The organism is Bacteroidota bacterium (assembly GCA_016194975.1).
Taxonomy (GTDB): Bacteria; Bacteroidota; Bacteroidia; order Palsa-965; family Palsa-965.
This window is the reverse complement of sequence record JACQAM010000019.1, coordinates 1-13,052: the sequence shown is the minus strand read 5'-3', so window position 1 is coordinate 13,052 and position 13,052 is coordinate 1. Positions and strand designations below refer to the sequence as shown.

General features: G+C 43.5%; 12 protein-coding genes. 8 read left to right on the top strand and 4 right to left on the bottom strand.

Features of this window, described 5'->3' with window-relative positions; translation table 11 throughout:
- Positions 1-104 precede the first annotated feature (104 nt).
- From HY064_11660 to HY064_11640, 5 genes are all read left to right on the top strand, one after another.
- Positions 105-458 carry a hypothetical protein gene (locus HY064_11660; GenBank protein MBI3511313.1) on the top strand — a complete coding sequence of 118 codons (354 nt, stop codon included), beginning with the start codon at positions 105-107 and terminating at the stop codon, positions 456-458.
- Between the two features lie 5 nt (positions 459-463).
- On the top strand, positions 464-3,535 hold the full coding sequence (locus tag HY064_11655) for a gliding motility-associated C-terminal domain-containing protein (GenBank protein MBI3511312.1): 3,072 nt from the start codon (positions 464-466) through the stop codon (positions 3,533-3,535).
- A gap of 91 nt (positions 3,536-3,626) precedes the next feature.
- Positions 3,627-4,133 carry a phosphoribosyltransferase gene (locus tag HY064_11650; GenBank protein ID MBI3511311.1) on the top strand — a complete coding sequence of 169 codons (507 nt, stop codon included), beginning with the start codon at positions 3,627-3,629 and terminating at the stop codon, positions 4,131-4,133.
- 357 nt (positions 4,134-4,490) lie between these two features.
- Positions 4,491-4,901: a PIN domain-containing protein gene (locus HY064_11645; protein ID MBI3511310.1), complete on the top strand. Its 411-nt coding sequence runs from the start codon at positions 4,491-4,493 to the stop codon at positions 4,899-4,901.
- 61 nt (positions 4,902-4,962) lie between these two features.
- The gene (locus HY064_11640) at positions 4,963-6,231 is read left to right on the top strand and encodes an aspartyl protease family protein (GenBank protein MBI3511309.1); all 1,269 of its coding nucleotides are present in this window, start codon (positions 4,963-4,965) and stop codon (positions 6,229-6,231) included.
- Between the two features lie 89 nt (positions 6,232-6,320).
- Here the strand turns inward: HY064_11640 and HY064_11635 are convergent, their stop codons facing one another.
- Both HY064_11635 and HY064_11630 read right to left on the bottom strand, forming a co-directional pair.
- Positions 6,321-7,328 carry a redoxin domain-containing protein gene (locus tag HY064_11635; protein ID MBI3511308.1) on the bottom strand — a complete coding sequence of 336 codons (1,008 nt, stop codon included), beginning with the start codon at positions 7,326-7,328 and terminating at the stop codon, positions 6,321-6,323.
- A 92-nt stretch (positions 7,329-7,420) separates the two neighbouring features.
- Positions 7,421-7,609: a hypothetical protein gene (locus tag HY064_11630; protein MBI3511307.1), complete on the bottom strand. Its 189-nt coding sequence runs from the start codon at positions 7,607-7,609 to the stop codon at positions 7,421-7,423.
- 46 nt (positions 7,610-7,655) lie between these two features.
- Between HY064_11630 and HY064_11625 the strand changes: the two genes are divergently transcribed.
- Together HY064_11625 and HY064_11620 are read left to right on the top strand one after the other, a co-directional pair.
- Positions 7,656-8,384, top strand: a complete 729-nt coding sequence (locus HY064_11625) for a hypothetical protein (GenBank protein MBI3511306.1) — start codon at positions 7,656-7,658, stop codon at positions 8,382-8,384.
- A 26-nt stretch (positions 8,385-8,410) separates the two neighbouring features.
- A complete protein-coding gene (locus HY064_11620) occupies positions 8,411-10,090 on the top strand; it encodes a T9SS type A sorting domain-containing protein (GenBank protein MBI3511305.1) in 1,680 nt (559 codons plus the stop codon).
- Here HY064_11620 and HY064_11615 read toward each other — a convergent pair whose 3' ends face one another.
- Both HY064_11615 and HY064_11610 read right to left on the bottom strand, forming a co-directional pair.
- Complete coding sequence (locus HY064_11615; protein ID MBI3511304.1) at positions 10,091-10,576, bottom strand: hypothetical protein; 486 nt, start codon at positions 10,574-10,576, stop codon at positions 10,091-10,093.
- A gap of 10 nt (positions 10,577-10,586) precedes the next feature.
- A complete protein-coding gene (locus tag HY064_11610; GenBank protein ID MBI3511303.1) occupies positions 10,587-10,970 on the bottom strand; it encodes a RidA family protein in 384 nt (127 codons plus the stop codon).
- Positions 10,971-11,384: 414 nt separating this feature from the next.
- Between HY064_11610 and HY064_11605 the strand changes: the two genes are divergently transcribed.
- On the top strand, positions 11,385-12,677 hold the full coding sequence (locus tag HY064_11605) for a gliding motility-associated C-terminal domain-containing protein (protein MBI3511302.1): 1,293 nt from the start codon (positions 11,385-11,387) through the stop codon (positions 12,675-12,677).
- Positions 12,678-13,052: the final 375 nt, after the last annotated feature.

The window sequence follows — 13,052 nt, the reverse complement described above, 5'->3', positions numbered from 1 at the left end:
CAAAGAATTTTTCAAACAAACACTGGCAACCACAACTTCTCATTTGGAAAATCACTCAATTTTCTTAACTTAGGGCTGCTTTTTACCTACCTAAACCACTGAACATGAAACGATTTCTCGTTATCCTGCTTCTCTCTCTTCCGATGTTTTCGATGACCGACCCCCGGTCATGGGTTTTTACAAATCCAAATACGGTTTCCAACATCGATGATTATAATCTTGCATTGAGTAAAGCCGAACTTGATCATTATCGTTATCACGACAAACGTTACGTGATGCATTTCGAAAGCGGATTGAATGTGGAATTGCTTTCTTCGAATGAACTGGATGCGCTGAATATTCCTTACAAGTCTGATCGCATTCGTGAAAAAGATCCTGAGTTTGACACGAAACCTATTTTCAAATTAGCAAGCGACGGAACAATTCTCGAAGTACAAACCCGAATCAAATACAAATAACCGGCATGAAAAAGATCTACCTCCTTCTTCTCGTTGCCGGCCTAACCGGTTTTACAGAAAAAACTTTCGCGCAACTTTCGAATGACGATTGTTTCGGCGCGCAATCGCTAGGCACACTCGGCGCTCCTGCCGCATGCCCAAGCGGACTCGGTACCGTTTCCACTTTCAACAATCTCACGAACATCGGTTCGCAAACGGAAACTCCTTACGTAACGCTCATCAATTGTCAACCCACGAATACAACACCGATGGCGAATCCTGCTACAGATGTTTGGTATTCATTTGTAAATAACGGAAACGCTGTGAACATTAATATCACCGGCGGAATTTCCAATCCGAACATTGCAGTTTACCAGGGAAGTTGCGGCGGGCTCATCGGGCGCGGATGTTGCATTGGTTCCGGAAATACGTTGAGTTGCACGATCGATCAGATGGTGATCGGTCAAACGTATTACATACAAGTAAGTGGAGGAAGTCCCGGCGATCAGGGAAATTTCAATATGACTTTACAGAATCAGAATAGTTGCGCTGATTGTTTGCTCTCTTCAAATCTCACTGTGAATCCTCTTCCTGTAAATGGAACTTACCAGGGTGGAACAACAGTAACTTTCTGTTACACGATCACGCAATGGGATCAGCAGAATACAAATTGGCTGCACGGTGTTGTTCCGCTGTTCGGAAATGGTTGGAACATGGCAACGCTTACTAATCTTACCGGCGCTGCAACCTGCGATGGCGGACCCGGAGTGTGGCAATGGTTCAATAATATTCCAACACCGAATGGAAATGAAAATGGATTTTTCTTCGATGGTGATATTGTGCAAGGTGGTCCTGATGGAAATCCTTCGAATAATTTCGGCGACGATTGCCAGGGAAATGTGAACTGGACTTTTTGCTGGACGATCACTGCGCAAAACTGTCCGCCTGCTGCAACAGGAGCCGATCTCAGTGTGAACATCGATACGTATGGCGATGGTGAAACAGGAAACTGGACCAACGTCGCATGTTCGAATGATCCTGTTTATCAATTCAACGCAACATTGAATTGTTGTGCGCCACCGCAAATGACTCAAACAAATATTCTCTGCTTCGGTGGCAACAACGGTTCTGCAACTGCAACTCCTGTTGGAACCGGCCCATTTAATTTCAGCTGGGTGAATTCTTCCAACACTGTTATTCAAACTGCAAATGGACAAGCAGGTGCGAACTCGGTGAATAATCTTACTGCAGGAACTTATACCGTTACTGTTACCGATGTAAATAATAATTGTGTTACAACAGGAACAGTGAACATCACACAGCCAACACAATTGCAATTGCTCGTGAGTTCAACCAACGCAAGTTGCAGCCAGTCGAATGGTTCTGCAACAGTAACTCCGCAAGGAGGAGTTGGCCCTTATGATTTTGTGTGGACCGATGCATTGAACAATGTGATTCAAACTGCGAACAACGTTGCAGGATCGAATACGATGAATAATCTTGCGCAGGGAACTTACAACGTTCTTGTTACTGATGCGAATGGTTGCCTTGCAAATATTTCCATTACTGTTCAAGGTTCTCCCGGAAATCTTACCGCTACAGTTACGAATACAAATGAATCTTGCGCAGGCGCGTGTGATGGAACTGCAACGTGCACCGTAAGCGGCGGAACTGGCCCTTACACTTTTCAGTGGGGAGCGAATGCAGCAAATCAAACTACACAAACAGCAACGAATCTTTGCGCAGGAACTTACACTGTGAATTATGCCGATGCAAGTAACTGTTCAGGATCGCAAACAATTGTTGTTACATCACCACCTGCAGTAACAACAACTGCATCTGCAAATCCATCTGTAATTTGCATCGGGCAATCATCAACACTCACTGCAGTTGCAGGCGGTGGCACAGGCGCGGGTTACACCTACACGTGGACACCTGCGGGCACGGGCACCACTGCGAGCGTAACAGTTTCTCCGGTGGTAACAACAGTTTATACTGTGCAAGTGAGCGATGGTAACGGATGTCCGGGGCCAATCGTAAACGTAACAGTAACTGTTCATCCTCCACTCAACGTAACACTCACTGCGAATCCAACTTCAATTTGCACAGGAGGAAATTCTACACTCACTGCAGTTGGTACCGGTGGAAATGGCGGGCCTTACACCTACACCTGGTTGCCAGCGGGAACTGCCGGAAATACTTCTACTGCTTCTGTTTCACCTGCAGTGAATACAACTTACACGGTGATACTTTCTGATGGATGCACTACTCCGAATGATTCTGCTTTTGTAACAGTGAGTGTGAGTCCTCCTCCTGTTGTTACATTCTCCGGAACTCCGCTCACCGGCTGTGCTCCGCTCGCAGTTACGTTCACCAACAATACAGCAGGCAGCACAAGTTGTCTCTGGGATTTCGGCAATACAATTACTTCTACCAATTGCGGGCCGAATGTGAATGCACTTTACAATCTTCCGGGATGTTACAATGTGACGCTTACGGTTACGGATGCAAACAACTGCGTGGGAACTTTAACGATGCCAAATTATGTTTGTGTGAGCCAGAATGTGAATGCAGATTTTTCTGCATCGCCACAACCGACAAATATTTTTGAAACGAATATCACGTTCACCGATCTCTCCACCGGAAATCCAAATTCATGGACGTGGTATTTCGGAAATCTCGACAGTTCATTCGTGGAGAATCCTGTTTATCAGTTTCCGAATGAGCAGCCCGGATGTTATGATGTTATTCTCATTGCTAATAATGCGAATAACTGTCCGGATTCCGATACGCTGCAGGTTTGCATCGATCCGGAGTATTCTATTTATTTCCCGAATGCATTTACACCGAACGGTGATGGTATCAATGACGTATTCACCGGCGTGGGTGAGGGAATAAAAAAATACGAGATGTGGATCTTCGATCGGTGGGGAAATCTTATTTACTATACCGACGATATCAATCATCCGTGGGATGGAACTGTGCAGGGAAAAAGCGGAAAGATCTGCCAGCAAGATGTGTACGTCTGGAAAGCAAGTGTGATTGATGTGTTTGACAAGAAACATAAATTCATCGGCCACGTTTCACTGATAAAATAAAAAACGAAGTAGCGTCGGGTTATCCTTCGACTCGCGCTCAGGATGACCAAGCGGAGTCGGGTGTAACACCCGACACAACCAGGAGAAATTTATGAGCAGGGAAAAAACACTCGTCCTCAATTCAAAACAAATCGGCCAGCGCATCAATCGCCTGGCGTGGCAATTGTTTGAACAATGTTATGAAGAGAAAGAAATTATCATTGCAGGAATTGCTTCGAGCGGATTTGTGATCGCAAAAAAAATAGAAACAGTTCTGCTTTCCATTTCTCCAATGAAGATCACGCTCATCGAACTCTGCATTGACAAAGAGAACCCGCTTTCAAAACCAACCATCAAAGGCGGAAGTATTTCCGATCTCAGCGGAAAAACAATTGTGGTGATCGATGATGTTTCCAATTCAGGCCGCACGCTCATGTACGGCGTAAAATTTTTTCTTGAGTTTCCTGTGAAGTCGGTACTCACACTTGTACTCGTTGATCGCGATCATAATCGTTTCCCGGTGAAGACAAATTTTGTGGGGCTCTCGCTCGCCACCACCATGCAGGAACATATTTCTGTAGAACTCGCCGAAGGAAAAGATGCGGTGTATCTCGATTGAGAAATTTCTTCGCGGCTTAGTTTAGTTCGAGACTGCCAATCGTTACCTGCAAGCCGTGTTTCGAGTTTCAAATAAATGTACGTATCTTTGAAAAAATCATACGTACATGACCTCCAAATTGACATTATCTATTGAAAAGGCTGTTATTCAAAGAGCAAAGGACTATGCCAGCAAGACTGGGCGAAGTCTTTCAGACCTTATTGAATCTTATCTGGAGACCTTAGTGCAATCGGACAAGGAATCCGATTCATCTCAATTGCCTCCAAAACTCAGGTGCCTTTTCGGATCTGCACATATTCCGAGAGGACTTAACCACAAAAAAGAAATCAGAAAAATTCTTTCCTCAAAAGACAAAAAATGACAGATATTTTTCTTGACACCGATATTATTCTGGACTTCCTGGGTGACAGAAAGCCGTTCTCAAAGTTTGCCGCTCAAATCTTCGTGGGGACACATAATGGCCAGTTTAGACTTTACACGTCAAGCAATTCAGTGACTACAGCATACTATATTCTTTGCAAAAATGTTGACGACAATAAAGCAAGGTCGCTCCTAACTGACTTACTTGACTACTTACAAGTCATACCCGTAACAGAAAAAATCCTGCGCCACGCACTGAACTCAGACTTCAATGACTTTGAGGACGCTGTTCAACACCACAGTGCATTGACAGTTGACAAAATAAAATTCATAATTACCAGAAATCTCAGAGACTACAAAAAGAGTCAAATTAAAGCAATCAGTCCCGACCAATTATTCTCAAACTGATTCTTAGATCGGTCAGCCGCTGATCGAGCGGGATGTAACATTAAGCATAAAACATTTTAAAATGAGAAATCTCCTCCTCTCCCTTTTCCTCGCCATTCCCTTTCTCCTCTCAGCAGAATTTCCTTCAGACACAAAAATGAAAACCCACGTTGAGAAAAATGATTTTTTCGGGTTCATGCTGGCGTATGAAAAAGATTCTGCTTCGCTCGGCCAGGAGGATCATTATTATTTCGGCGCTTATTATCATTCCTGGTTCGGAAATGCTGCTACTTCAAATTATTTTATCGATCAACTGTTGAATCAAAAAGAATTTCATCCCGATGATTCGCTGGCTTCGCAACTGGTGCTGCTGCATTTCGGAAATTCTCTTCGTCTATTCAATTATGCGCAGGCGGCGAAAGATGCTGTTGTTATTGAAACCAAATATGCAAACGTGATCGATACAACAACTATGGAAGATATCAGAAACGGAGATGGAATGGTAAAAGCGCTCGCCGATGTGGCTCCGCAGGAAATGATCCGCAACGGCGATCTCGACATGATGTACACACGCGATCTCGCGGGATTGCTGCGAATAAATGTGGAATTGAACGGTGTGAAAGGAAAATTCATTGTGGACAGCGGCGCCAATCTTTCCACCATTTCAGAATCGGAAGCTGCGCGCATGCATGTGAAAATTCTCGATGCCAGTTTCGGTGTTACTTCTTCTTCGAAAAAAAATGTGGGCGCGGAATTAGGCGTGGCCGATGAATTGAAATTCGGAAACGTAACTTTTCATCACGTGGTATTTATTGTCATGCCCGACAAAAATCTGCGCTTCGCCGGCGGACTCTATAAAATAAAAGGGATCGTTGGCTTTCCCGTGATCGCGCAGCTCGGCGAGATCCAAATAAAAAAGAATGGGCACATTTTTTCTCCCTATACATTAACCACTTCTTCTTTTCATAATCTCGGGATGAATGGAAATACTCCTTTTGTGAATATGAAAATTTTCGGAGAAGAACACGCTTATATTTTTGACACCGGAGCGGCGGCTACTATTTTCGACGGAAATTTTCAGAATCATTATTCCGATTCACTTAAAAATGTGAAAGAAGGAAAGTCTGCTGTGGGCGGAGCAGGCGGCGTTCAGAAAGTTTCCATTCTCCTGCTCACGCACGTGCGCTATCACATAGGAACAGCGGGCAATGAACTGAAACGCGCTTCTGTGCAAACGAGCGGCGTGGTGGAAGCATTTGAAGATTATTATGGAATAGTGGGTGAAGATATTTTTTCGCAATGGGATACGATGACCATCAGCTTCACGAATCACTTTGTGGATTTTAATTAAGCGCTGCACTTTTTCTTTACAAAAACATTCTTCAATATATGGCAAATAATATTGCCACTGATTACACATAGATTACTACTGCTTACTGCTTACCGTCCACCGCCGCTTTTTACCCCGATCTTTTCCAGCACATCAAAAATAATTTCGGGATTTAAAAATTCTCCCGCGTTATCAGCGCGCGAACGGTAACGGATAATTCCATTATCGCAAATGAGAAAAGTAGAAGGCATGGGAAGTCCTTCTTCGTAACCCGAACGTCCCTGGAATGGAACAGATTCTTTTTCAATATGCGTTCCGTATGCAATGGAAGTTTTTTGGCCGGGATCGGCAAGAATGCGGAATTCAATTCCTAATTTTTCTGCCATCGCTTTATTTGTTCCCATATCATCGGGGCCAATACCAAGCAATAAAATATTTTTTTCGCGCAGCTTCGCACTGCTTTTCCCGTACGTGCGCAACATCATGTGACACGCGGGACACCAATCGCCACGGATAAAAAGTAAAAGCACCGAACGTTTTTCTTTCAGATCGGAAAGTCGCACCACATTTCCAGTCTGATCCTGCAATTCAAAATCAGGAGCCGGAGATCCCACGCGTGTATCACCTTGTTTTTCCTTGATCTTTTTCATGCTCCTTCCTTCAATTACAAAAACCGATACGAGGTGCGCAGTGAACGCCATTGGAAGAACAGGATAAAACCAGGCCTGCCATCCCTGCGGATAAAAAATATTCACGCAAACATAAGCGCCAATACACAGCAGGATCAGCGGTGGTTCTGCCCAAAGTAATTTTGTGTGCAACATTGCTTTGTAAAAAATAAGACGGAACAACGGAAGAATAGCAGTAATAAAAATGATCACAGTGAAAAAAGGAAAACGTGCATGCCCGTGATCGAGTGTGTAACCGAGAATCGGCCCCAGTATCGCGAGCATGACGAACTGGTACCATGAACTCAGCTTCGGAACTTCAGACAGTGTAAAAAAATACGCAACGAGTGCGAGTGCGCTCGCGATGGACGTGTAACCGGAAAATAAAGTGGCGACCGAAGCGGCGCCAAGACCAATGCCGGCCGTAGTAAGATGATGCATTTTTTTCATGATCCTGATCTTAATAGTGAAACAAGTTACGAAGTGAAAATGAATTTATGGCACTCAAGGAAAAATCGGTAGTGGCTCAGTTTGTTGCTTTCCTATTCAACTTCGCGCCTTCGTACGCAATAGCTCATGGGCCAGCCCGCGCGCTGCGTGAGGCGGTATTCGTACCTGAGAAATATTTTCATGAGTTCCGAAAATCTTTCCCGGTCGTTTCCCACCCACTTCACGATCTTCATGGTCTGATTTTTGGAATGTTCTTCAAGAATTGTTTTGCGTAAATTCATCCCGATATTTACAGGGATTAAATTAACAAAGCTTTCCCGAAAAGAAATGAACCGTATAATTATTTTATTTTTTATTTTTTTCAGCGCAACTCCGATGTTGCATTCCCAATGCGCATTTCCGAAACGTGTGGATATTGCAAAACTGAGTCCGTCTATTCCGAATTCAGAACGCGATCCCGATTATAATTTTGCAGTTTACAATTCGCCTTACGTAGAAAATTTTCATCCTATTGGATGGTCGCCAGATGGAAAAGCAGCTTATCTCGTTTGGGGAGAGCATCGTTCCTCCTGCAAATTCGGTGTGGTGGTTTATGATGCAATGAAAGATACCCTTGCCGGAAAATGGTTTGAAAATATGGATGGAACAAACCTGCTGGATGAAAAACAGGTTCCGGCATTCTGGGAACGTGATAAAGACAGCATTCAACCGCTGCTGAAAAAATTCCACATCAATTGCAGCGACACGATCAACTATGTTGATTTTCCTATTATGAAAAATAATTCGACGTGGAGCATTGAATACACCCTGGCTCCCGCAAAAGATGATAACCGTTTTTTCGAAGGAATGACTGCGACGATCGTTACGCCCGGCGATTCCGTTCACATCAATGATCCGCATATCCGCGCGCTTGATATTCAGCCGACCGGTTTGTGGTTCAGCCCCAATGGAAAATATGCGCTGCTCATTATTTATACAGAAACCGGTTTAGGCAACGGTGTCAATGCCCCGCACGATTTCAATTATCTTGCAAAAGGAATTCGCGTTCCCCAATGAGCATTGACTTCTAAAAAACAATCATCATGAAATTTAAATTTTTTTTTTCTCTCTCCACTTTTTTTCTTTCCACTTTTTTTCTTCGCGCACAATCGCCCGGCTGGACCGACCAGATGGGGAGTCACGATGGCGACAAGGGAAATTCCATTGCTTCTGATGCATTTGGGAATATTTATTCGGCGGGAATTTTTTATGACACGATCGATTTTGATCCGGGCCCCGGTGTGTACACCGTGCCATTTCAATATGGCGGAATGTATTTGCAGAAGTTAGATGCGAATGGAAATTTTCTCTGGGTAAAAGTGTGGCAGATCTATAATGTGGATGAAATAACGCTTGATGCAAATGGAAATATTTATCTGACAGGAGGATTTCAACTCACTACAGATTTCGATCCGGGCCCCGGAGTTTATAACATGACTTGTCCCGGGTTCATTAACACGTTTGTGATGAAATTAAATCCGCTGGGGAATTTTTTATGGGCGAAAGGAATTATCGGTGCGCAGTGGAATGAAGCTTACTCGATCGCTGTCGATGGATCAGGAAATGTTTTCACTACAGGTTTCTTCAACAGCACTGCCGATTTTGATCCGGGTTCGGGAACGGATAATCTTACTCCTGCCGGAAGCGATATTTTTGTTCAGAAGCTCGATGCGAATGGAATTTTTTTGTGGGCCGACCAGATGGGAGGTTCAACCGGCGAACAGGGACAGGGAATTGCGGTGGATGCCAATGGATATTCTTACATCACCGGATTTTTTACAAGCACACCCTGCGATTTTGATCCGGGCCCCAGCTCTACTTTTACCTCTTCCACTGCTAATTGGACAATTTTCATTGAGAAACTTGATCCGATGGGAAATTTTGTGTGGGTGAGAAAAGTAGGCAACAGCAGTTACAATGAAGGAAATTCAATTGTGCTCGATAACGCAGGACATCTTTATGTGACGGGCTATTTTTACCAGAGTTGTGATTTTGATCCGAACAGCGGAAGTTATGTTCTGTCTTCACTCGGCACGAGCGATATTTTCATTCTCAAGTTAGACACTGCCACTAATTTCATTTGGGCAAAACGGGAAGGCGGAAATCTTGAAGATGAAGGAAAAAATATTATTACGGATGCAACGGGAAATGTTTACCTCACCGGATTTTTCAAAAACAATTCTGATTTCGATCCGGGTGCAGGAACTTTTTTTCTCACTTCTTCCGGCGTGGAAGATATTTTTGTTCAGGTACTCGATGCATCCGGAAACCTGGTGTGGGCAAAAAAAGCGGGAGGCACTGCTATCGATGTAGGAAATTCTGTTACGGTGGATATGAACGGAGTGGTGACCGCCACAGGATATTTTGATTCCACAGCAGATTTTGATCCGGGCCCCGGCGTGCATAATTTAGTTTCTGCAGGATATGAAGATATTTTTATTACGCAGATGAATCTCACGACACAGGTTGCTCCTTCTTCGGGCGAAAATTATTTTTCTGTTTTTCCCAATCCATCTTCCGGTGAATTTAAAATTGAAACAGATCCCGCATTCCGTCCGAAAGAAATTCGCGTTACAGATGTTGCAGGAAAATTAATTCTCGAAGAATCTGTAGCAGGCCAAACTCAATTCCGTATCGACAAACTTCCGGCAGGAGTTTATTTGCTGATACTGACAGATGAAGAGGACAGAACACTTTGTAAAAAGATCATCAGTACCGACTGATCATTTTTTCGCGATCACCCAATTTTCCAATTCGCGCGTGAGATCATACTGAAGATCTTCTTCCAGTTCCGAAATTACTTTCCTGATCTTTTCGAGTTGCGTTGAATACAGATTGGAAAGTTTCGTGGTGTCGTAAATGGGAATTCCATTCTTTTTAATACACGCAATAAAATAAATAAGAATCTCGGCCTCCGCTTCTTTTTTCCCGACGTAGCGGATGAATTTATTATTGCTCCGGAGAATTGCACGAAGGCTTTTTTTGGTGAGATAAAGATTGGAGCGGTTCATTTCAGTAAACTGCCGGTCCATTTCAGCTTTCACTTCTGTAAGGTATGCGCGCAGGTCATGCGATTCGTAAATGAGATACGTGAGTAATTCTTTATTTTCTTTTTTGAATCGCGCAAGACGAAGGCAGAGTTCCACAACATCGCCGGGCTCCAGTTCCGCAAGTTCTTTTTTCAATTCATTGACAGTTGCCGATTTCATCGCAAAGAATTTATTTCACCGCGATCACACTGATCTCAATATGCATTCCTTTGGGCAATGCAGCAACGCCCACTGTTTCGCGCGCAGGAAACGGCCCCTTCCCGAAATAAGAAGCGTACACTTCATTCACTGTTTTAAAATTCCCGACGTTGGTGAGATAGATAGTAGTTTTCGCAATATCATTCATCGTGAGATGCGAAGAAGAAAGAATCGCCTTAATATTTTCCATCGCGCGTTTTGTTTCCGACGAAATATCACTTGTATCCGGTTTTCCATTCGACGGATCAATACCTACCTGCCCGGAAACAAAAACTGCATTCCCTTTTCTTATCGCCTGCGAATAGGGACCGATAGGTTTCGGCGCTGAATCCGTTGAGATGACATTTACCGGCACATCATTTTTTTTATTCCTGAAAAAATTCAGGTAAAGCAATGCGCTGATCGCGAGAAGAGCGGTGAGATAAAATGCGGTGTGTTTCATTGGTTACAAATTACGAACAAGTTCAGGACGAATATACGAATCGCTGATCGTTTGTTATTTGTCGGTAGTGTATCAGTTTGGATTTTGACAATATTTTCAGTTTGAAACTTAGTGCCATTGTGTCTTTGTGGCATCGCGAAATTTCATGGATAACAAAACAATTTTTATCTGGAAAATACTTACGAGGCCACAAAGTCACAAAGGCTCAAAGAAATATCAAAAATTTCAAACTGACCCACTACCTATTTGTCATAAATCGCCATCAAATATTCACTATCTTGTAATAGCAATCACGATCATTTCTTCATCCCCACAACAAAAAAAATCATGAAGAAATATTTTTTTCTGTTTTTCCTTTTTATTTCTCCCGTAATTTTTTCTCAGAACACCTGGATTCAGAAAGCGAATTTTCCGGGGCCGGGGAAAGATTATCCTACTTCATTCAGCATCGGCACGAAAGGATATTTCTGTTGCGGTGCGAGTTCTGGTTTCGGAAATGCGGTAAGCGATGCGTGGGAATACGATCCTTCCACTGATGTGTGGACTCAAAAAGCAAATTGTCCGGGCCCGGGAAGATGGATACCAAGCGGATTTTCTATTGGCAATCTCGGTTATGTTGGATTAGGATACGATAATACCAACAATCCGCTATCCGATTTTTATTCTTACGATCCTTCAACTAATCTCTGGACGGCGATCGCTGCATTTCCCGGAACACCGCGCGCAAGTGCTGTCGACTGGAGCATCGGCACACGCGGATACGTGTGTACAGGATTGGGTGCGGGATTCAGTGCGGTGATGAATGATCTCTGGGAATATGATCAGGTAACAAATTCATGGACGCAAAAAACTCCGCTTGCCGGCCCTGCCAGATCAGAAGCAGTTGGATTTTCTATCAGTAATAAAGGTTATGTTGTTTCCGGTTATGATGGAAGTGCCGGATGGTTGAGTGATCTCTGGGAATGGAACCAGGCAACTGATACGTGGACGCAGCTCGCAAATATTCCGGACGGACGCGTGGATGCCGCAGGATTTGCAATTGGTTGCAAAGGATATCTTGTTGCAGGCGAATCACAATCTTCAGGAACTTATGCAAATGATATCTGGATTTATGATGTGGCTTCCAATTCGTGGACACAAGGGCCTTCGATAGGTGGTGTGAATCGCGATGAACTCACAGCAGTGAATATTAATTGCAAAGGATACCTCGCGTACGGGCAAAATGAATCAGGATCTTATGAAAATGATCTCTGGGAATACACGCCGGACACCGTAGCAGCCAACTGTTGTGTTACAGCACCACCACCTCCTCCACCGCCACCGCCGCCACCGCCGCCTGCTGATGCGAGTGCATTCACTGTTCCGAATGTTTTCACTCCGAATGGTGATGGTGTGAATGATCTTTTTTTAATGAATGAAAAAAATATCACTTACTATTCCATTGAAATTTATGATCGCTGGGGAATAAAAATGTATTCGGGAAATGATGTGACAAAAGGATGGGACGGAAAAACGAATGGGAAAGCTGCATCTGACGGAACGTACTACTACCTCATTTTTGCAACGGGAATAGACGGAGTGAAATATGATCAGCACGGATTCCTGACACTGGTGAGATAAGATTGGAGTTTCGGGTTTTGTCCCGATAGCTATCAGGATAATTTTTTTTTTATTTTTATTTCATCAGCACTATTTTCTGTGTTGTCGAAATTTTACCATTCACTTCCAGGATGCAGAAATAAATTCCGTTGGAAAGATTTTCTCCGTTGAACGGAAGCTGGTAATTTCCTTTTTCGGTTTCCGCATCGTTGATCTCGTTGAAAACAATATTGCCCGGTTCCTCCGTTGCTTTTAGCGTAACACGATCATTGTTTGACCATTTTTTTACTGCAGATAATTTTGCCGTCTTTACTTTTTACTTGCAACAAATAAATTCCGCCGGGAAAATTATCTGAAACAATTTCTATTTCATTCATCGTTGCTTCACTCCAAATC